The sequence below is a fragment of the Rhodococcus sp. 05-2254-5 genome, from assembly GCF_002258575.1.
Lineage (GTDB): Bacteria > Actinomycetota > Actinomycetes > Mycobacteriales > Mycobacteriaceae > Rhodococcoides > Rhodococcoides fascians.
The window spans coordinates 89,946-109,079 of sequence record NZ_NOZG01000031.1; the positions used below are offsets into that span (position 1 = coordinate 89,946).

Annotated in this window: 21 protein-coding genes; 13 read left to right on the forward strand and 8 right to left on the reverse strand. The window is 66.1% G+C overall.

Annotated elements, in window-relative coordinates:
* The first annotated feature begins 38 nt into the window (after positions 1-38).
* The gene (locus CH278_RS23790; RefSeq protein WP_094622988.1) at positions 39-1,682 is read left to right on the forward strand and encodes a ParB/RepB/Spo0J family partition protein; all 1,644 of its coding nucleotides are present in this window, start codon (positions 39-41) and stop codon (positions 1,680-1,682) included.
* Between the two features lie 128 nt (positions 1,683-1,810).
* Here CH278_RS23790 and CH278_RS23795 read toward each other — a convergent pair whose 3' ends face one another.
* Complete coding sequence (locus CH278_RS23795; protein WP_094622989.1) at positions 1,811-2,035, reverse strand: helix-turn-helix transcriptional regulator; 225 nt, start codon at positions 2,033-2,035, stop codon at positions 1,811-1,813.
* A gap of 257 nt (positions 2,036-2,292) precedes the next feature.
* On the opposite strand from CH278_RS23795, the gene CH278_RS28090 reads away from it, so the two are divergent.
* The 5 genes from CH278_RS28090 to CH278_RS23820 all read left to right on the forward strand — a co-directional run bounded on the left by CH278_RS28090 (position 2,293) and on the right by CH278_RS23820 (position 4,239).
* On the forward strand, positions 2,293-2,532 hold the full coding sequence (locus CH278_RS28090) for a hypothetical protein (protein ID WP_256984009.1): 240 nt from the start codon (positions 2,293-2,295) through the stop codon (positions 2,530-2,532).
* Between the two features lie 125 nt (positions 2,533-2,657).
* A complete protein-coding gene (locus tag CH278_RS23805) occupies positions 2,658-2,873 on the forward strand; it encodes a hypothetical protein (protein WP_143536295.1) in 216 nt (71 codons plus the stop codon).
* 222 nt (positions 2,874-3,095) lie between these two features.
* Positions 3,096-3,329, forward strand: a complete 234-nt coding sequence (locus tag CH278_RS23810; RefSeq protein ID WP_094622991.1) for a glutaredoxin family protein — start codon at positions 3,096-3,098, stop codon at positions 3,327-3,329.
* A 53-nt stretch (positions 3,330-3,382) separates the two neighbouring features.
* A complete protein-coding gene (locus CH278_RS23815; protein WP_094622992.1) occupies positions 3,383-3,970 on the forward strand; it encodes a DnaB-like helicase N-terminal domain-containing protein in 588 nt (195 codons plus the stop codon).
* Positions 3,967-4,239: a hypothetical protein gene (locus CH278_RS23820; protein ID WP_032386838.1), complete on the forward strand. Its 273-nt coding sequence runs from the start codon at positions 3,967-3,969 to the stop codon at positions 4,237-4,239. The genes CH278_RS23815 and CH278_RS23820 overlap by 4 nt, the downstream gene beginning before the upstream one ends.
* Positions 4,240-4,341: 102 nt before the next feature.
* On the opposite strand, the gene CH278_RS23825 is transcribed toward CH278_RS23820, so the two are convergent.
* The 3 genes from CH278_RS23825 to CH278_RS23835 all read right to left on the reverse strand — a co-directional run bounded on the left by CH278_RS23825 (position 4,342) and on the right by CH278_RS23835 (position 6,178).
* Complete coding sequence (locus CH278_RS23825) at positions 4,342-4,524, reverse strand: hypothetical protein (protein WP_143536296.1); 183 nt, start codon at positions 4,522-4,524, stop codon at positions 4,342-4,344.
* Positions 4,525-4,689: 165 nt separating this feature from the next.
* Complete coding sequence (locus tag CH278_RS23830; protein WP_094622993.1) at positions 4,690-5,637, reverse strand: hypothetical protein; 948 nt, start codon at positions 5,635-5,637, stop codon at positions 4,690-4,692.
* 115 nt (positions 5,638-5,752) lie between these two features.
* Positions 5,753-6,178, reverse strand: a complete 426-nt coding sequence (locus CH278_RS23835; protein WP_094622994.1) for a hypothetical protein — start codon at positions 6,176-6,178, stop codon at positions 5,753-5,755.
* A 293-nt stretch (positions 6,179-6,471) separates the two neighbouring features.
* On the opposite strand from CH278_RS23835, the gene CH278_RS27795 reads away from it, so the two are divergent.
* From CH278_RS27795 to CH278_RS23860, 5 genes are all read left to right on the forward strand, one after another.
* Positions 6,472-6,654 (forward strand): hypothetical protein, encoded by a 183-nt coding sequence (locus CH278_RS27795; protein WP_143536297.1) that lies wholly within the window; start codon positions 6,472-6,474, stop codon positions 6,652-6,654.
* Positions 6,655-6,878: 224 nt separating this feature from the next.
* Positions 6,879-7,445 carry a hypothetical protein gene (locus CH278_RS23845; RefSeq protein ID WP_094622996.1) on the forward strand — a complete coding sequence of 189 codons (567 nt, stop codon included), beginning with the start codon at positions 6,879-6,881 and terminating at the stop codon, positions 7,443-7,445.
* Between the two features lie 177 nt (positions 7,446-7,622).
* Positions 7,623-7,928, forward strand: coding sequence for a hypothetical protein (locus CH278_RS23850; protein WP_032386844.1), 306 nt, complete (start codon positions 7,623-7,625; stop codon positions 7,926-7,928).
* 316 nt (positions 7,929-8,244) lie between these two features.
* On the forward strand, positions 8,245-8,607 hold the full coding sequence (locus CH278_RS23855) for a hypothetical protein (RefSeq protein ID WP_094622997.1): 363 nt from the start codon (positions 8,245-8,247) through the stop codon (positions 8,605-8,607).
* Between the two features lie 14 nt (positions 8,608-8,621).
* Complete coding sequence (locus tag CH278_RS23860; RefSeq protein ID WP_094622998.1) at positions 8,622-9,248, forward strand: DUF6308 family protein; 627 nt, start codon at positions 8,622-8,624, stop codon at positions 9,246-9,248.
* Between the two features lie 276 nt (positions 9,249-9,524).
* Here the strand turns inward: CH278_RS23860 and CH278_RS23870 are convergent, their stop codons facing one another.
* The 3 genes from CH278_RS23870 to CH278_RS23880 all read right to left on the reverse strand — a co-directional run bounded on the left by CH278_RS23870 (position 9,525) and on the right by CH278_RS23880 (position 10,994).
* Positions 9,525-9,860, reverse strand: coding sequence for a hypothetical protein (locus tag CH278_RS23870; protein WP_032386848.1), 336 nt, complete (start codon positions 9,858-9,860; stop codon positions 9,525-9,527).
* A 108-nt stretch (positions 9,861-9,968) separates the two neighbouring features.
* Entirely contained in the window at positions 9,969-10,526 is a 558-nt protein-coding gene (locus tag CH278_RS23875) for a hypothetical protein (RefSeq protein ID WP_052057159.1), read from the reverse strand.
* A gap of 3 nt (positions 10,527-10,529) precedes the next feature.
* Positions 10,530-10,994 carry a hypothetical protein gene (locus tag CH278_RS23880; protein WP_080731981.1) on the reverse strand — a complete coding sequence of 155 codons (465 nt, stop codon included), beginning with the start codon at positions 10,992-10,994 and terminating at the stop codon, positions 10,530-10,532.
* 202 nt (positions 10,995-11,196) lie between these two features.
* Here CH278_RS23880 and mobF point away from each other — a divergent pair, with 202 nt between their 5' ends.
* Complete coding sequence (gene mobF, locus CH278_RS23885; RefSeq protein WP_179272029.1) at positions 11,197-17,388, forward strand: MobF family relaxase; 6,192 nt, start codon at positions 11,197-11,199, stop codon at positions 17,386-17,388.
* A gap of 25 nt (positions 17,389-17,413) precedes the next feature.
* Here mobF and CH278_RS23890 read toward each other — a convergent pair whose 3' ends face one another.
* A complete protein-coding gene (locus CH278_RS23890; protein ID WP_094623001.1) occupies positions 17,414-18,142 on the reverse strand; it encodes a hypothetical protein in 729 nt (242 codons plus the stop codon).
* Positions 18,143-18,260: 118 nt separating this feature from the next.
* On the opposite strand from CH278_RS23890, the gene CH278_RS23895 reads away from it, so the two are divergent.
* Positions 18,261-19,100 (forward strand): hypothetical protein, encoded by an 840-nt coding sequence (locus CH278_RS23895; protein ID WP_143536298.1) that lies wholly within the window; start codon positions 18,261-18,263, stop codon positions 19,098-19,100.
* The last annotated feature ends 34 nt before the right edge of the window (positions 19,101-19,134 follow it).

Here is a 19,134-nt window from a genome sequence, read left to right on the forward strand (position 1 = left end):
TGCCTCACCTGCACACACTAACCAGGGAGACCACGATCATGACCACCACCATGGCTGCACAATCGGCACCGACCTCGACCGGCTACACCCTCGTCGACGCCGACCCGCACGCCCTCGACATCACCGCCAACGTCCGCGACGGCGTAGACATCACCGCCGACCCCGAGTTCGTCGCCTCCATCGCCGCCCACGGTGTCCTCCAGGCGGTCTCGGCGGTCCGCCGCGCCGACGGAACCTTGGTCGTCCACGACGGACAGCGCAGAACTCTCGGGGCCCGCGAAGCCGGTCTCACCTCGATACCGGTGATGGTGCGCGAGCAGTCCGACGACGAGAAGGCCGCAGGGATCGAACGCATCACCGAGCAGGTCGTATCCAACGACCAGCGCGAAGACCTCACCACCGGGCAACGCGCCGCCGCCGTCACGGGCCTGCTCGACCTGGGCCTGAACGTGCAGAAGGTCGCGACAGCACTGCACGTCCCCAAGTCGTACGTCGAAAAGGCCGGTCGAGCAGGACGATCCGAGCGCGCTCGCCGCCAGCTCGACGACCGGCAACTCACCCTCGAAGGGGCTGCGTTGCTTGCTGATCTCGAAGCCGCCGCACAGGCGGAGCCGTGGATCACCGAGGCAATCGAGCAGATCTTCGACAACAGATTCGGTTTCGAGTACCGCCTGGCCACCCTCCAGCGCCGCATCGACGAACGCGCCGAGACCACCTTCGCCGCAGCCGATTACATCGCACTCGGCTTCACGTTGCTCCACGACGAACCGTCCACCAGCGAGGGGGAGTGGTACTCACTCGCGGACCTGCGCACCGCCGACGGCGCGGCAGTCCCGGCCGACGCCCCGGAGCACGCACCGCACTTGTGGCACGTCTACGTCCACGAGACCGGCACCGTCTGGGTCGACAAGACGACCCGCGAGGAAGTCGCCGAGGACGACATCGACTTCGACACCGAGGACGACGACGCCGCCGAGGCGTACGAGGAGCTGCGGCACGCGAACACGGTCGAGAAAGTGACCGCCTGGGGGTGCGAGTTCTTCCTGCGCCACGACCACGTGTCTGCGGCCGGCCTCGAACTCGCACCCGAGAAGATCGCCGCCGTCGGCGCAGAGGGCGGCGACGCCGAGGACGGATTGACCCCGGCGCAGCGCACAGCCGCGCGCGCCGAAGCCGAACGCATCGAGACCGAACGCGCAGAACGCCGCAAGGTGAAAGCCCTCAACCGTGCCGGAGCCACCGCCACCGAAGCCCGACGTGCATTCCTCACCGGTCTGCTCGCAGGCAAGACCGCCCCGAAGAACGCCACCAAGTGGATGGTGACCGCGCTGGCGGCTCATGGCGACGTGTTCACCGAATCCAAGTGCTCGGAGCGGTACGGCGAGATCATGGGTTCACCGCTGGGCGAGGTCGACCGTAAGGCAACCGGTGCCACGCCCGCTCGCGCCGAGGTGTTGCTGCTTGCCCGTGTGCTCACCGCGTTCGAGGCCCGCCTGACGGGACCGCAGGACGCCAAGGACTACTGGCGGTTCTCCTCGAAGCACTACCGAGGCATGGTCGGCATCGACAGCTACCTGACCTTCCTCGCCGACAGCGGGCACACCCTGACCCCGGTGGAGCAGGCCGCGATCGGCAACATCACCGTCGACGCCGCGTACGCCGCCGTCGACGACGACGCCTAACCATCCGCTGGAGCGTCGCAACCAGCACGGCAGGAAGGCCCCGACCATCACGCCGATGGCCGGGGCCTTTCTGGTTCGTCAAGATATGTTGACGCGCGCAGGGGTGAACCGGGAACGCCGAACGGCGATCAGCGTGGGTACAGGTCGGTTCGTGCACCACTGCCGGGTCGGCCTGCGATCCACGCCTCGATGTCCTCCCGCGAATACAGCGGAGTGCGCGAGAGGTGGCGGGCAGGTTTCGGGGCCTGGCCACGAGCGACGTATGACCGCCACGTTGAGGACGCGATCGCTTTCCCGGTCGAGGCCTCGATCAGTGCCAGAACCTCCGAGAGGGTCAATTCGGTATCGGTCACGGTTCCTCCGATCCCCGCACGAGCATGATTGTCGACATACCCGCACCTTACAGCCCCACGCTGTAAGTACTCCGCCGAACCCCTTGCAACCATACAGCGTGACGCTGTATGGTTTGGGTATGACATCGACACGCACCGGCGAGATCGAATACGGTTGGCAGGCAACGCTGTTCACGTCTTGCGCATTGCCCGGGTGTACTGTTCCGGTCGCTACGCCAGGCGATGTGTGTCAGTCCTGCCGCGCAGCGTTCGGGGACATGCTGAACGTACGAACCGGCGGATTGGCCGTAGATCCGGAGCAGGTCCGCGCCGACCTCGCTGTCCGTGATGCGAGCACCCGTGAGCAGTACCGCGCACAGGCCGCCACCGTGGCTGCCGCGCAACAGGTGTCGACCCGCAAGCGCAACCAGATCTGCTGGCTCTGTGAAGAGCGACGGACCTGCACCTCGACCGCCGGGCGCTGGGAATGCGCCGACTGCCAGACCTTGCCTTCCTGAGCGCCTGCGCACGGCCCGCGACCGTCGTCGCTGAAGTCTTTCTCCGCCCGACCTTGGGAGTACTCATGACCGCCACCCTGGCCGCATCCACCACGCCCGCGCGCCGCCGTCTCAAAGGAGTTGGAATGAAACTGATTTCGCTCGATACCCAGTTCGACGGAACGATCATCGACATTCTCGGCTACCGCACCGCACCCGCAGGCCGCGTCGAGGTCACCGCCCTCCTCGACGCACCCGGTGCCTGGTACAGCCGCATCCACCCGCTCGTCGTCGACGCCGGCGATGTACGACTCTCCCTCGCCGTGCAGTCCATCACCCGCCCCGAGCTGGGCGTGCGGTGATGGCCGAGACCGCAGGCCAGATCGACATATTCGAGGTGCTCGCCGCTGCCGAGCTGGACGCCGATAAGGAAACGCAACCGACGTAATTGCGAACTTCTGGTCAGTCAGTAATCTATTGCGCGCCAACATATTCGAGTTAAAATGCCTCGCTTTATCTATGGATAATCGGGGCAATTTGAGGTAAAATCGACATATCGGAACAATTCTCGCGAGGAGTGAGCTATGTCGATCACTGTGTACACGAAACCCGAATGCAACAACTGCGATCAAACAAAACGACGCCTGAACAAGCACGGGATCGACTACACAACCGTCGATGTCACCGAAGATGCAGCGGCCCGCGAGTTCGTCACCGACCGACTCGGCTACCGGCAGATGCCCGTCGTGGTCGTCGACGAGAACACCCACTGGTCCGGCTTTCGGATCGACGCCATCGACAAGCTCACCGCGGCCTGACCGACCACTCCGTTGACCCTGTTCGAGATCGACCTGCGAGAACGAGCCCGACGATGACGCCACTGAGTGCAGTTCCACCGCCCGACGAGCCCGAGCGTGTCGTTCGCAGCCTCGCCGTTGTCGACGACGACACTGCCGTCGACAACGAGACAGCTCACGAGCCGTCCACCGACCCCGAGGCACTGCTGCTGTGCGCCCTGATGTGGAGCGCCCACACCGGGGGAGTGTCCGCCGAAGACCTGCGCATCACCGCGATCGTGACCGCCGACGACTTCGACGACGTCGCATACCGGCGAATGTTCGTCGTGATTGCCGGTCTCGCCCTGGCCGGCGAACCCTACGACCCGGCGAGCGTCACCGCAGCCTTCATGCGATCCGGATCCGGCGGAGCCAAAGACGCGCCCCTGCGTCGCCGCTTGAACGAGGTCATCACCGCCGGGGCAGACGGCTTCACCGCCGTCCACTACGCCGACATCGTTCTCTCTCAGTCCTACCGACGCAGTTACCGGACCGTGGCAACGGCCATCGTCCACGCCGCCGAAGAGCTACCGGAGGAGTACCTGTTCGAACATCTCGTGGAGCACGGACGCGCTCAACGAGCACTGTGGCGGCGGCTCAACACGTTTCGGGCAGGGCAGTGACCCTCGACAGTCCCCGCACCGGACCCCGTAACGAACGGGACACCCGCGGTGTCGACTCCCACGGGCCGGAGGTGGAGTCCCCGATCGGGGCGTATCTGTGGTGGTGCGGACACGTCGGAGCCGACGCCCGCGACCTCGATGCGCTGCAGGAGTGGGACTACCTCCACGCCGACGAGACGACCGACGCCGAACGCCGCACCCTGACCGCATGGGCACGCTCGGCTGGGATCTTCGGTGCACCCGGCACCGCGCCGCACCCGCAGCGCTGACCGCGCGCCCAACCCAACCCGGCCCGATCGACAAAGGCACCCACACCGGCTGTGTGGGTGCCTTTCTCGCGTGTACGGCCGAGCTGAGCCGGACGAGCGGTGTCAGTGGCGATCGCCGATCCGGACCTCGTCGCCGAAGTTGATGTCGTAGTCGGCCAGATACGGCGCATCAGGATCGCCGCTGGATGTGTATCGCGGGTAGAGGCCCTTCTGCTGTTCGGTCTGAAGAACGACCACGCGTACGCGGCCGGGCGTGATGTGGATTTCGCGGAGTACGCCGGTCATCGGTTCGTTCCACAGCACCGCCTCGAACGCCAGGACCGCGCCGAGGTCGCCGCCGTCGAGCCGGAACGCAGGCTTACCGTCGCCGAGCTCGTCGGAGCGCTGCGAGGGCCGAGGTAGTCGGTGCCGCCCTTCCCTTCTCTGCGGTGGGGATCTGGTGGTCGGTGGTCACCCGAGACCGTGATCGGCCGACCGCGATATCGCCGCTGTGTGTGTCGGAGCAGGGGCGGTGTGCAGCGTGGACGAGGTGGCCTGTGCCGCTCTGGACGAGCGTCCGGTCGGGGGAGTGACCAACCCGCGCGGACGTGTCGAGGAGCGTTCGACGTCCGCTGCGTTCGCCAGCGAAGGCGTCGATACCGACGCGGACACAGCTGCGGTGTTGTCCGGGCGTGCGGCCGGCGTCGATCGAGCTCGCAGCTCGTCGAGGTCGGCGGCGAGGGCGGTGATGTGTTCGGCGTCGGCGACCGGGTCGAGGACGGAGAGGTTCGCCCGCAGGTTCCGCACCTGCACGGACCGTTCGGCGGCGATGCGGTCGGTGTCGGAGACGTCCGCTGTGTGGGTCACGCGCAGCACCGTCTCGTTGCGCATCGGCTCGATGGAGCCGCCGAGATCTGCCGCGAGCTGCTCGGCGATGCGGTGCGCGTCCTCGGGTGTGTACGCGCCGACGTCGGTGCGCGAGTTCGGGATCGGGCCGGGCCGGACCGAGTACACCTCCACGTCGAGAACTGCGACGGCGTCGGGGCCGTCGACCGCCGAGTCGGGTAGCGGCGGTGTTGCTTCGACGATCGCGGCAATTGCCGCGGTGACGTTGCGTGGTGCGGGGATGACGGTGCGCAGGACACCGTTCTTGTAGTCCGGGAGTGCGGTGAGGTCGGCGGCGAGTTCGCCGGGGGTGCCGATGAACTCGACATCACGGCGTGAGGTGCCCTCGCCGACTGCGTCGATGACGACGGAGACGGTGTCGAACTCGTAGGTGTCTGCCAGTGCTGCTGCTTGAGTGAGTGCGAACTGTGCGGCGGAACGGGAGGTGTAGAACGCGCCGCGGTAGTGCACGAAACCGGGGTCGCCGTTGCGGTCGAGGGAGGCTACTTCGACGTTGAATCCGGGCTGGGTCATGTGTGTGGTCCTTAGACGTGATGGGGTGCGCCCGCACGCGAGATGTGTCGAGCGTGCGAGGGCACGGGGGATCCGCGACCGGTGCCGGTGCGCGGGTGGTGCGAGGGCAGCAGGGTCAGTGCGCGGGCGAGGACTCAGGTTCGCTCGGCGTTCCGGGTGCAGTCGGCGAGGTCGCATCGTCGTGTTGCCGGTCGGGGCCGGCGGTGTTCTCGGCACCTACTCGGCGGCGCGCAGTAGCGCGACCGGAGCTGCGCCTGGCAGAGGGCTTGGATGGCTTCTTGCCGACCGGTGTCGGTGCAGTCAGACCACTTCCGGTGAGTTCGGCAACCGTCCACCCGGCATCGATCGCTTCTTTGTACGCGGCAGCGTGTTCGGCGTTCGCGCGTTCAGCGGCGCGAGTCGCCTCGGCGACCTTCTCGCGCGCATCAGCGGATGCCTGGGCGGCGTCGAAAAGGGACTCGATGTATTTGGTGCGGTTCTCGATCGCGGCGCGTGCGCGCGCCAGAGCGGTGTCTTTGTCGACAGCAGGAGAGACAGACATGGTGAGGGCCTTCCAGTTTCGGTGCGCGGAAATCCCCACCGGACAGGTACCGATCGCTCACAGAGCCACACAACCCACAGTGCGGTGAACGCAGTGCTGGGTGAATCGGTACGGGTGGGGCGCGCTCGAACGTGACCCTCATCGACGCTCGAACTTGATCGAAAGTCTAAACGATCCACACCGAATCCGCCCAGACCGGAACTGCACACCCGACCACCGTCGGACACACCGAAAAGATCGGAGCTACCGCGACATCGAGCGTGGTTCCGTTTCGTCGCTCCCGCACAGTCACCGTGCGAGCCGTACCCCACACCGCGCTGCAGGAGCGCCGAACCCCGGCGGCGTCGGCCGTCTCGCCGGTGGTGGCCGGTGCAGTCCTCGGGCAGGCCCTGGCGGGCCACACGCGACCCTGCGGGCCGCCGCCGAATCGAACTCCGCTGCGCTTCGTCCGCATCGAAGAAATCAATTTCTTGTGACGTTGTGGCTTCTCCGAGTGTTCATCACCCGTGCCGGCGCATCAACCGATGGCGGCTGCGCCGGCCCAAGGGCTCCGAAAACTTTTCAGAACGCCTTCGGCTGAAAACTTTCCGGCCCACCGGCTGACCCGCCGCCCCGTGCGCTGAGCCCTCTCCTCAAGCCACCACGGCAAAAGAAATTGGCAGGGCGAAGGTCCGGCCACCGTTTTCCAGGAGAGGTCACCATGTCGAGCAACACCACCAGACCCAGCCGCCGAGCCAGCGCAGCGCAGAACGCGCGGACCACCGCCATCGTCACCCACACCACCGCGATCGTCACCGGCCCACAGACCGCCACTATCACCGTCACTGCGGCCGCGACCGACGAAGCGCAGATGATCGTCGCGTTCGGGCACGTGATGATGACCTTCCGCAGCGCCGAAGCCGTCTGCGACCTCATCGCCGGATTCGCCTCCGTCCGAGGCTCACTCGTCGGCGTGGACGGTCACGCCCCCCACCCGGCGCAACCCGGCACACAATTCGGTGCCGCCGCGATATCTGTCGTGTGGCTCGGCGGCCCCGAACACTCCGTCGTCGCGCACAGCCGCTACGTCCCCGAACAACGCCGCACCGTCCACTGGGCAGACCTGCACATGGGCCCGATCACCTGGCGCATCACCGACCGCGTCGGCTACGACACCCTCATGGAGGAGCTGCGCCGCGTTCACCGCACCGCGGTCGGGGTATTCGTCGACGGCGGCCGCTTCCGCCGAGACCCCACCAGAATTCTCGACGCATTCGACAACGCCTGACCTATACCACACGTTCGGCCCCGCACCGCGGGGCCGAACGTCGTTATCCACAGCTTCGCCGGCACTCCACACCCGACCGACAATGGCGGTCGCCTCGCCCGACTCGCTGCGCTCGCCGTGCGAGGCTCCAGTCCTACACGGCCCGCCCACGACAGCGCGAGGAAAGGAACACCGACGATGATCACCTGGACCGTCACTACCCGCCCCGAGAACAACCCCGAGATCATCACCGCATCCGGAGCCGAGCCGGACCTCGCCACCGCCAAGAGAGCAGCCGCCGACGCCGTCCGCTACGCACTGCTCGACGCCCGCGAACACGTCTCACCCGACAACGGCTGCGCCCCGTCGTATCTGGTCACCCTCGACGGCAACTTCGCACTCATCGTCGGCCTCGGACGATGCCGGACCGCGAACTTCAACGGCGTCCTCGACAGCCTCGAACGATTCGACGGAACAGGCGAGATGAACCTGCTCTACCTCTGAACCTTCCCCCGGTCACATCACCGCGTCGACGCCGCCCGAGATCGGTCGTGGCAGACGAGAAACTGGCGGTATGGCAGACGAGCGGACGTTCGACCCACCTGCCGACGACGGCGAACGCCCAGGATGGTCTCGACAGGTCAACGCACCTTCCGGTACGCAGGTGAAGACGACAGGATCTGCGACGCCACCACCGCACCCGATCGCACCGAGTCGTAGCTCGACCCCCCCAGGCGCGCCCGCCGCTGACAGGCCACATCGGAGCCGTCGGCCTCACAACGCCACATTCGTGTCGGAGCCTGGTGGAAGCCTGGGGACCATGCCGAACGACCACGCCGCCACACCGCAGCCTCTCGTGCGAGTGCGGGAGGTGCTCGACGGCGATGTCCCCAACGGGACGCACGTCGTCGTGCACGGCACCCTCGAGGACGTCACAGTGCAGACGAATGAGCAGACAGGTCAGTGGGCGATGGGGCGACTCGTCGACTTGGACGATTCGATCGACTTCTGGATGTTCCCGCGCGCGTTCGCACACACCGGCCGATCGTGCGTCGAGACGGCGGGCCCGATCGCTGCGACCGCATGTGTGTCTGGCCCGCCGGAGCGCACCGCGCTGATCATCAACAGCATGGAGCGCATCGAACCCCACCCGGAACCCGACGTCGACACCACCGTTGTCTGACACGATCGACCGCTATGAGTGTCACTCTTCCACCGCCCTTGATCGCCGACTCCGACGACGATGCGGTCGCTCTGCTGCGTCGGTACTACGGCGGCACCTACCTCGATGCCGGGTGCTACACCGGCGCGTACTTCGACAGCTGGGCACCGCAGAACCGCGTCGCCGACAGCAACCGATTCACCGCCGACGACCTCGTTGCGGTCACCTTCTTGTCGGTTGCGGTCACGGCAAACGCGGCACGCGATCTGCTCGTCACCCGAGTCGACCGATTCACCGAACTCCTGGAGTCGGTTGGCCCCGACCGCGACCTCGTCGATGAGACCGAACCGTTCACGTCGGAGGCACCGTTGTGGCGTCTGGAGGACGAATTGCGGAGCGTGGGGGACATCGGCCGCACCATCGCTACGAAGCTGATGGCCCGCAAACGTCCCCGTCTCGTGCCGATCTACGACGTGGTCGTCGGACGTGTGCTGGACACGAAGGCACTGCATCTGAACCCCATTCGGGAAGCGCTGCGTGCCGACGGCGGAGCACTCGACGCGCGGTTGCGTTCGATTCGGGCGAAGGCCGGACTGCCCGACGAGATCAGTGCGCTACGAGTCCTCGACGTCATTGCCTGGATGCACGGCACGACGAACTGAGTCGGCGTCTGCACTCGCCATGCCGCTCGAAGATCTCCTCGACCGACAGCTGCGGTCGTGCGTCAGGACTATCCGCATTCATCGCTCACGCTGTACCCGGGCCGCGTACACAGGCGACGCTCTCTCTCAAACCTTGTGCCCGTTGCATCCGGTGTCGGGACGCGGTGCACACGATCCGCACGTGACCGTTGCAGCGACTGCACAACCGCTGTTGCACCGGCTGAGCATCGCCCGAGTGCACTACGTGCACAGAGACTGTTCGTGCGTGTCGGAGGGTCAGTAGTAATCGTTGTCGTACCGGTCGCGGTAGTACCCGCGACGGGCTCTGCGGTCATCGACTCCGCTGGCACCGCCGAGTGCGAACAGGGGAACCATGAACAGCATCACCGCGATGAACGCGCCGATCACCGCGATGAACGCGCCGAACACGACAGCGAGAACGACGAGGTACGCGCCGACACCGATGACGGTGAGAATGTTTGCCACGAAACCCTTCCATCCGGGGTCGTTCTCGCCGAGGTACCGGACGTACCAGATCAAGAGTCCAGCACCGGCGACAGCGAGCAGGGGGAGCGGTCCGACGTCGTCGGTGAAGAGCGAGGAGAGCGTCATCTCGAAGTCCCTATCGTTGAGGACTGCTCTCACCGGGGCGGTGCAGCGGCCCGAAGCCTGATGGATCTATCTCTACAGCTCGCCGCCGACAACGTCGTCGTTGTCGTATCAGAACAGTGTTGGTGGTGCTTGGGCGTCGAAGCTGTGGCCGGCGAGAGCGGCCCGCAGTCGCGGTTCGTCGTAGCCGTCTTCGAGTGCGTCGCGGATCGCGATCGCGCGCCCGTAGCGTCCGCGTGGATCCCCGCCTGCCGGTGTCGGTCCGATGTGCCGGCCGACTGCGACGGCGTGCGCGAGGTTCGCCGACTGGGTGCCGCGTTTGAGGTGACCGTCGGCCACTCGCACGCACAGTGTTTCGTCGCAGTCGTGCTCGCCGACGATCCCGTCATCGAGGTCGCCGTATTCGAGCAGAAGAGCGAACCGGTGCGCGGACAACGTGCGTGGTGTGTCGCCGTCGGTGAAGGTGAACCTCCCATAGGAATCAGGAAAACTGACGGCTGAACGCCACCACCAGCACGTCGGAGTTTTGACGACCTTCGTCCAGAACCGTGCCACCGTCTTGGCGGTCAACGGCCCTTGCAACGGTCGCCACACCCGGCGAACCGACTGCAACTCAGCGGCGTCGGTGTCGTCGCCGAACAACGCCAGTTGCATCACCGCTGCGGTCACCGGCTACCCCTGACTTGTCGCGGACTCGGCGTCCGGGACGCTGTCGACGGTCGCGGCTTTGTTCGTCGTTGCATCGCCTGTCGACGCCGAGTCACCCGGCTCGTTCAAGGCCGATCCATCACGCGATTCTGCGTTTGCATCCGAGTCGGAGACCGAGGCGTCGTCGCCGGTCTCTGGGCTCGCCGACGGCGCTGCGGTGTCGGCGAGCAGTGCGAGAAGTTTGCGAGCTTCGCCGGTCGTGATCCCCGCGAGTGTCGCAGCGGCGCTGAGTGTTCCTTCCCGAGCGCGGATGTCGTCGAGCGCGCGGGCCATCGCCAGCCGGGCCGCGTCGATCTGGTCAGCGGCCGCGAAGTAGTCCGTCAACGAGCCCATGTTCTTCTCGTCGCGCGCTTTGCGGTCGGCGACGACTTTTTGCTGCGCTGCCCGTGCCCGAGCACGCGCAGTCATCCGAGCCTGAGTCGACGCCATGCCGCCCACCTTAACCCCGAACACCCTCGAATTCACAGATCCTGACACAACCTCCTCCCGCATCCCGATCCACCACCACCGAAACCCCATCCCAAGACCACTGATCCCAAGCACCACCGATCTAGAACCGAAAGCCAAGACCAACCCCACAGACCTCATGCATTCAGGCCACTTTGTGGATTTCGCTGGTAGGGTCCGGTCCATGATGGGTCTGCACAAGCTCACCGCGGGGGACGGGTATACGTACCTGACCAGGCAGGTTGCAGCGGCAGATTCCACCGAACGAGGGGCCGCATCACTGGCCGAGTACTACTCCGAAAAGGGCGAATCTCCGGGCCGCTGGACCGGGTCCGGACTCGCCGAGCTGGAAACCATCGGCGCAGGGGAACAGGTGTCCGAGGCGCACATGAAGGCGCTGTTCGGTGACGGCCTGCACCCCGAGGCCGACACCATGTACGCGGAAAAGTTCGCGGCCGAGCTCGCTGCCGGTGCGTCGACTAAGAACGCAGAGCGGGCAGCGTCGGCGGCGATCAAGCTCGGACGCGCATTCAAGATCGACAACGGAGCCTCCGACTACCGGGTCGCGTGCGCGAAGGCGTTCGTCGAGCACAACCTCGCGGCCGGCGAGAAATGGAACGCACCGATCGAGGCCGAATCGCGCGCAACGATCCGCACCCGCGTCGCGAGGGAGATGTTCGAGCGCGAGTACGGACGCGCCCCGGCCGACGAACGTGAACTGTCCGGGTGGGTCGCAAAATCGGGGCGACAGAACACCAAAGCCGTCGCCGGGTTCGACCTCACGTTCACGCCCGTGAAAAGTGTGTCGGCGCTCTGGGCCGTTGCGCCGCGGGAGATCTCGCAAGAGATCGAAGCAGCGCACGACGCCGCGATCGCAGCAGCACTCGAATACCTCGAAGAGCACGCCTGCTTCACCCGCCTCGGCAACGGCGGTGTCGCGCAAGTCGACGCGAACGGATTGATCGCCGCAGCGTTCACCCACCGCGATTCACGCGCCGGGGATCCGAACCTGCACACCCACGTCGCGATCTCCAACAAGGTCTCCACGACCCTGCCGGACGGGACGACGAAGTGGCTCGCGCTCGACGGGGCCGCGTTGTACCGCAACAACGTTCCCGCCTCCGAGGTCTACAACACCGCCCTCGAAGCGCAACTGCGTGAACGCATCGGAGTCGACTTCGCCGAACGCCCGAGCGAGGACCGGTCGAAGCGACCCGTGCGTGAAATCGTCGGCCTCGATACCCGTCTGGCCGAGCGCTGGTCCTCCCGCAATGCCGCCATCGTCGTGCGCACCGCCGAACTCGCACGGGAGTTCCAGGCCGAGCATCACCGCGAACCGACCGCCATCGAAGCGATCCGGTTGGCGCAGCGCGCGACACTGGAGACCCGGCAGGCCAAACACGAACCGCGCTCGCACGCCGAGCAACGCGGAGGGTGGCGCGCCGAGGCGATCGACGTACTCGGTTCACCGAAGGCACTGTCGAAGATGGTCGCCGAGGTGACCGGCAAGAAGCGCACCCGGGCGAGCGTGGACATCGACGACCCGCGCTGGATCGACTACACCGCCGCCGAAGTCGTCGAGGTCGTCTCCCGTGCACGCTCGCGCTACCAACGGCACAACATCCGCGCCGAAGCGATCCGTCAGGTCCGCACCGCGAACCCGCCGGCCGATCGCATCACCGACCTCGTCGAAGCGATCACCGACCGCGCCTGCAGCACCGACCACGCCGTCACCCTGGGCGACGAACTCAGTGACGACGTCGCCGCAGACATCGCCCCGGAGGTAATGCGTCGACGCGACGGCAGAGACGTGCACACCCGCCACGAAGCAACCCTGTTCACCACCAACGCCGTCCTCGATGCCGAAGCTCGCATCGTCGCTCTCGCACAACGCAACGACGGGGTTGCCATCGCCGACGAGCACGTCGAAATGGCGCTGCTCGAGTCCGCTGCGAACGGACGCGAACTCAACGCCGGACAGCGATCACTGGTGCGCGCAATGGCGACCTCCGGTGCGAAACTTCAGCTCGCACTCGCACCCGCCGGAACCGGCAAGACCACCGCCATGACCGCACTGACACGGTCGTGGCAGAACGCAGGCGGACACGTTGTCGGGTTCGCGCCGACTGCTGCTGCCGCCGCAGTCCTGCGTCAAGATATCTTGACGACTACCGATACGTTGGCGAAGTTCGTCGACATCACCAAACGTCTACGCAACGGCGATCCGGTGTCCGTCCCCGAGTGGTACACCAACATCGGACCGGACACTCTCGTCATCGTCGACGAAGCCGGAATGACCGGCACCCTCGACCTCGACGACGCCGTCACCGCCCTCGCCGAACGCGGCGCAACGGTGCGATTGATCGGCGACGATCAACAGCTCGCCTCCGTTGCCTCCGGCGGAGTGCTCCGCGACATCCACGACCGCGTCGGCGCTCTCACGCTCTCGCAGGTGGTGCGGTTCCGTGACCCGGTCACCGGCGCGGCCGAAGGCGCAGCATCACTGGCACTGCGCGACGGCGACGACGCCGCGATCGGCTTCTACATCGACCACTCCCGGCTGCACGTGGGCTCCATCGCCACCGTCACCGACGACGCCTACATCGCATGGTCGACCGACCGCGCCGCCGGCAAGGACGCACTGCTGCTCGCACCCACCCGTGAGCTCGTCGCCGAACTCAACACCCGCGCCCGCACCGACCGCCTCGCCGCCACCGACGCCAAGATCGGTCGGGAAGCCGTCCTCGCCGACGGGCTCCGCGCCAGCGCCGGGGACATCGTCCGCACTCGTTCCAACGACCGCCGCAACCCACTCTCGCAGACCGACTGGGTCCGCAACGGTGACCGCTGGACCGTCGAGAAAGTCGGCCGCGACGGATCACTGGTGGTACGCCACCTCGAACTCGGACGCACCGTCACCCTGTCACCAAACTACGTCCAGGAATCGACCGAACTCGGCTACGCCGGAACAGTCCACTCCGCGCAAGGCTCGACCGCCGACACCTGCCACGTCGTGGCCACCGGCGACGAAACCCGACAGCTCGCCTACGTCGCACTCACCCGCGGTCGACTGAACAACCACATGTATCTCGCGACCGCCTCCGACGGCGATCTGCACACCGCGATGACCGAACGCGGAATGCTTCCCCCGACCGCCGTCGACGACTTCCGGGCGATCCTGCGCCGCGATGGCGCACAGGTATCGGCGCACTCGACCCTCGCTGCTGCCGGCGATCCGCATGTGAACCTGGCACCGGCCGCGAACGCCTACGACTACTCCGTCGCCACCGCCTGCGAAGTCCTCGCCGGACCCGCAGTGATGGCCGCGATCGACACCGCCGCCGACGCCGCGATCGCCGGCCTCACCGACGACGCCGCGTGGCCGGTCCTGCGTGGTCATCTCGCGATCCTCGCCGCCGGAGGCGACGACCCTGTCGTCGCACTGAACGCCGCGATCACCGAACGCGAACTCGGCACCGCGGGAGATCGGGCCGCAGTCCTGGACTGGCGACTCGACGCCACCGGACGCCACTCCGCAGCACGTGGAGCATCGGGGCGGGGGCCGTTGCCGTGGCTGCCCGCCATCCCCGACGCACTGCGCAAGGAACCGGAGTGGGCGAGCTACCTCGACGCCCGCGCCGACGCCATCACTGGTCATCGAGAACGCATCGCCGCCGACGTCGCCACATGGACACCGACAACTGCACCGGTGTGGGCGCGCCCGATACTCACCGACGAACCCGACCTCGAACTGCTCACCGATCTTGCGGTGTTCCGCGCCGCACACGACGTCGACCCGGCAGACCGCCGTCCGACCGGACCCGAGCAATACGCGGCCGAATCGGTGAAAGCGCAACGCAGCCTCGACCGCCGCGCCGCCGAAATGATCGACACCGGAAACGATGCCGTCGCCCGATGGCGTCCGTTCGTCGACGAACTCGACACCCACATCGCCCGCGACCCGTACTTCCCGATCCTCGCCGACCGACTCTCCGCCGCCGCACGCGCCGGAATCGAAGTCCACACCCTCGTCCGCGACTCCCTCGCCACCTCGCCGCTACCCGACGAGCTGCCCGCTGCCGCACTGTGGTGGCGACTGTCCGGTGAACTCTCCGCCGCCGCGCTCGACGCGGACACCGACGGCGCGGTCCTCGAACCATCCTGGGCACCGATGCTGACCGAACTGCTCGGCGAGCGCGCCGCCACCCGCGTGATGTCCGACCCGGCATGGCCCTCACTCGTGGCGACCGTCGACGACGCCGACCCCACCTTGTGGACGCCGGGGGAGTTGCTGGGGACTGCGTACGAGTTCCTGCACGGGGGCATCGACCCGGTCGATCACGGTGTCACCCTGCCCGCCCACGAACTCGCCACCGCACTGACGTGGCGGGCCGAGATGCTGGTGCGCGAGAACCACCTCGCCCGCACTTACACCCCACTGGCCGACGAACCGCTCTCGGTCGAGGACGAAGAAGCCCTCGCACCGCTCGACGAGACGATCGGCGACACTACTGCCGACGTGCTGCCCGCCGAATTCGCCGATCCGGACTACCTTCCGGCCCCGGTCAACTCACCGACAGCAGCAGTCGACGCAGCCGCACCGACAATCCCGCTGGGCAGCGATGCGGACTACCTCGCCTCCCTCGACGCACTCGATGCGCCGCTGGAGTACGACGACGCCCCGCCGCCCGAGTACGACAGCTACAGCGACGACGTCACCGCCGACGATCCGGACATCGATCCAGAGGTCGATCCGTACGCGGCGATGCTCGAACACGCACGGGTGTTGGCTCTGCCGTACCCGACGGTCACCACCGACGAACGAGTACGACTGCTTACCCAAGACCTCGAAGACGCGAGAACCAACTATAGGGAGCTGCGCGGCCGGATTTCCGACGGCACCAGCCCCGCACAGTTCCATGCCCGCACGATGCTCGCCGAGCTGCAGGAGCGCGCGGACCGGCAACGCCCCGCCCGGATCGCGATGCTCGACACCCGCCAGGACTGGATGGACACCGAGTTCGAGGCCGAAGCGCTCTGGCATCACATCGACACCGTCATCCGGCCCGCAGTCGCCGCCGACGTGGCGGCCGCCGGGGACGACGACGATGCCCGCGCCCTCGCTCAGCGCGGTCTCGACTGGGAGATCTGGCGCGCCGGATTCGTCGACGACACCGCCACCGCCGCCCGCACCCGCGCACACGACGCCGCCGCCGAATACGAGCGCGTCACCGCCGCCGATGGGGGAGAAGTCACCGCCGTCGACGTCACCACCGCACGCCTGGCGGCCGAGAGCATCGACCTCGCCGTCCTCATCGAGCTCAAGGCCGACGTCGACCGCACCGAAGCGATGCTGTGGCGGGCCGAACAGGCAGCGAAGCGTTCCGCGATGTCCGACACCCCGACCGTGACGACGCAGGAGCAGCCCACTGCCACCACCGAGGCGGTTGACGCACCACAACTTGATACCGTGGTCGAGCAGCCCGAGCACGAAGCGCCGGCCCCGACAGAACTGTCGGCGGAAGACATCATCGAGAGTGCCCCCGATCCGCAACCGGCGCTCTCGCCGGCCGACGCCGCCCTGCTCGCCAAAATGGAACAGGACCCGATCCGTCTCCTCCCGGACGCAGAGCTGACCGCGTTCGTCGACCGCGCCGGACGCGACCGCACCGAACCCACCGTCGTCGCCGACACCGAAAAGCTGTACGCCCGACTCGACGAGCACGCCGCAGCGATCGCAGCAGCCCGCGAAATCGAGACTGAACTACGCCGGATCACCGCGCAACACGAGGCTGCGCGCAATGAACACACGTCGCTCACCGAGCAGCTGTCGACCGCAAAACGACGCGAGCGTAAGACCCTCGAACCGGCCGCCGACGATGCACGACTACGCGAAGAGCGACTTGCACGCCAGGTCCGCGACACCCAACGCGCTGCTCGCGACGCCGCCGGCCGGGTGGGTGCCGAGACTGGCGAATGGTCCGCGATCGCGGCACGCGCGGGCGACCCCGACCGCCGCGCCGCCGATCTTGCATCCGCCGCCGTGTTCGATACCGCTATCACCGAACATGCTCGCCGCCGCCGACAGAAGCTCACGGCACCCCAACGTGCAGCGGTCGAGCAGCGACTACGCCGAGAAACCGACGTCACTGCTGCGCCCCTCAGAGACGGTCGGCCCGTCGAGGGAATCACCGATCAACGACGTGACACCGAAGTTCTGCGTGATGCGGATCGCGAGGATGCTGCACGTGCACGTTCTCTCGCCAGTGCCCCGTCAGCGGCGAGTGGACAGTCAACGACGGATGCCGCCACGCGCAGACAGACCCCACCGGACGTCGAGCCGAATCGGGGGATCGATCTCGATCGCGGCTTGTAAAGAACGGACACGAACAGACGCGCGCTCAGTCGCTCAGTTCGGGGTGTGGTGCGGGCTCGTGTAGGTATTCGATCAACTCGTCGTGGCGTTCCGATGTTCGGCCGAAGACCGGAGTGTCACGGAGATACTCAAGACCCTTGACGATCGAGTGATCGGTTATCTCCGAATCGAACTGGGCCAAGGCGAGCTGTGTGCGAGCAAGCATGATATCGATTTCGTTGAACTCAGCTGTGGCGTCGTCATCGAGTTGCCGGATCGTTCGTCGTGCCACGAGCAGGCTGTCCTGGCGACCGGTGAGGAAGTCGAACCATGCTCCGGTCAGATCCCCGGCCTTCGCGGCTCCGTCGACGCTGCCGCCCATGTTGTTCCACGGCGGGATCTTGCCAAATGCCTTCTGGTGGCCCTTAATCAGCTGACCTTCGGCACTCTTCGTGTAACCCTCCGTGGCATCGTCCGCGACGTCCGACTGCACGATGATGCTGTAGCCCAGCCGTTCGTGGGCATCGAACCATGCGTCGACTTCTATCGCTTTGTTCCCGTTACCTGGGGTGCCCTTCAACCCATTGTGATTGGCAAACCGGTCGGGGAGGTTCTTGGCCAAACCGAGGTAGAGAGCGTCGTGTGTGTCCGGGTCCCAGAAGCAGTAGATCCCGGCGGTATTCCAACCTCCACAGAGAAACGCTCGCAGGACTTTTCGCATATCTTTGCGTTCGTCGTTGGAGTACACATCTCTGATGATCGTTCCGAGAGCCATCCCTCGACCGTACGACGGTGACACCTACGCAAGGGCCTAATGCGCGATCGGAAATATCTTGCGACATCGGACCAAGTGCATCAGCCCACTGCAATCGGGTGCGTGGCAGCATGTGGTCATGGTGACCCTTGAGCCGAGCATTGCCCAGTCAACCTGCGAGAACGCCCTCAGATCCTTGATGGGCTACGTGTTCCTGCAGAAGTACGATGCCGACTGGATCGAAAGAGTGTCGACAGAGCAGCAACGCGAGTTGTGGGCAGAAAGAGCCAAGGCTGAACAGAAGACTAGGGAACGTCGCGGTGTAGCCGAAACGGATGGGCCCGGCCTCACCTATGCGAACATGTACGACTTGGTCAAGATCGCCAAGACGTATTGGTCGGACCTAGAACCTGCACTCGGAGACGCCTATCCACTTCTAGTGCGCATGGAAAAACTCCGCAACACCACAGCCCACAGCAGGCCCTTGGTGACCTTCGAGCAGGAACTCCTCTCCGGTATCGCCGGTCAGATCCGAAATCAGGTGACGTTGTATATGAGCACGCGAGATCCCGCCGGAGAAATCTATCCGCGGATTGAGTCCGCGGTGGACTGTTTCGGTCATCGACTCACCGGCTGGGACGGTCCGATTGGGGAAATCTTTGAGGGCAAGGTCACCGGTGCGATCCTTCGCCCAGGAGACCGAGTTCAGGTCACGGTAACCGGTACCGACGGACGCGACCGACCACTGGAATGGGAGCTCATCACTCCCGCAGGCACACACGCAGCCTCCGCCATTTCCGCAAGCGGCACGGAAGCCCAACTCGAATGGGAGGTTACGGACGCTGATGTGGGTGAGGCAGCTGTCATCAACATTCAGATGCGTGCCAAGGGGGCGAAGTACCAGCGGGCCAACGGATTCGATCACCGTGCCTACTTTCAATACATCGTGCGGCCGCCGGTGGGACATGACTTGAAGTAGGAGAAGTTCGGCCCGCGATCCGGCAGTTTCGAGC

What these genes read in the sequence shown, in the direction of transcription:
- CH278_RS23890 (WP_094623001.1), bottom strand. Translation starts at nt 18,142, where the DNA reads ATGGCTCTCGGAACGATCATCAGAGATGTGTACTCCAACGACGAACGC.
- CH278_RS23855 (WP_094622997.1), top strand. Translation starts at nt 8,245, where the DNA reads ATGCCGAACGACCACGCCGCCACACCGCAGCCTCTCGTGCGAGTGCGG.
- CH278_RS23805 (WP_143536295.1), top strand. Translation starts at nt 2,658, where the DNA reads ATGAAACTGATTTCGCTCGATACCCAGTTCGACGGAACGATCATCGAC.
- CH278_RS23830 (WP_094622993.1), bottom strand. Translation starts at nt 5,637, where the DNA reads ATGACCCAGCCCGGATTCAACGTCGAAGTAGCCTCCCTCGACCGCAAC.
- CH278_RS23870 (WP_032386848.1), bottom strand. Translation starts at nt 9,860, where the DNA reads ATGACGCTCTCCTCGCTCTTCACCGACGACGTCGGACCGCTCCCCCTG.
- CH278_RS23835 (WP_094622994.1), bottom strand. Translation starts at nt 6,178, where the DNA reads ATGTCTGTCTCTCCTGCTGTCGACAAAGACACCGCTCTGGCGCGCGCA.
- CH278_RS23850 (WP_032386844.1), top strand. Translation starts at nt 7,623, where the DNA reads ATGATCACCTGGACCGTCACTACCCGCCCCGAGAACAACCCCGAGATC.
- CH278_RS28090 (WP_256984009.1), top strand. Translation starts at nt 2,293, where the DNA reads ATGCTGAACGTACGAACCGGCGGATTGGCCGTAGATCCGGAGCAGGTC.
- CH278_RS23810 (WP_094622991.1), top strand. Translation starts at nt 3,096, where the DNA reads ATGTCGATCACTGTGTACACGAAACCCGAATGCAACAACTGCGATCAA.
- CH278_RS23880 (WP_080731981.1), bottom strand. Translation starts at nt 10,994, where the DNA reads ATGGCGTCGACTCAGGCTCGGATGACTGCGCGTGCTCGGGCACGGGCA.
- CH278_RS23895 (WP_143536298.1), top strand. Translation starts at nt 18,261, where the DNA reads ATGGTGACCCTTGAGCCGAGCATTGCCCAGTCAACCTGCGAGAACGCC.
- CH278_RS23815 (WP_094622992.1), top strand. Translation starts at nt 3,383, where the DNA reads ATGACGCCACTGAGTGCAGTTCCACCGCCCGACGAGCCCGAGCGTGTC.
- CH278_RS23825 (WP_143536296.1), bottom strand. Translation starts at nt 4,524, where the DNA reads ATGACCGGCGTACTCCGCGAAATCCACATCACGCCCGGCCGCGTACGC.
- CH278_RS23845 (WP_094622996.1), top strand. Translation starts at nt 6,879, where the DNA reads ATGTCGAGCAACACCACCAGACCCAGCCGCCGAGCCAGCGCAGCGCAG.
- CH278_RS23860 (WP_094622998.1), top strand. Translation starts at nt 8,622, where the DNA reads ATGAGTGTCACTCTTCCACCGCCCTTGATCGCCGACTCCGACGACGAT.
- CH278_RS23790 (WP_094622988.1), top strand. Translation starts at nt 39, where the DNA reads ATGACCACCACCATGGCTGCACAATCGGCACCGACCTCGACCGGCTAC.
- mobF (WP_179272029.1), top strand. Translation starts at nt 11,197, where the DNA reads ATGATGGGTCTGCACAAGCTCACCGCGGGGGACGGGTATACGTACCTG.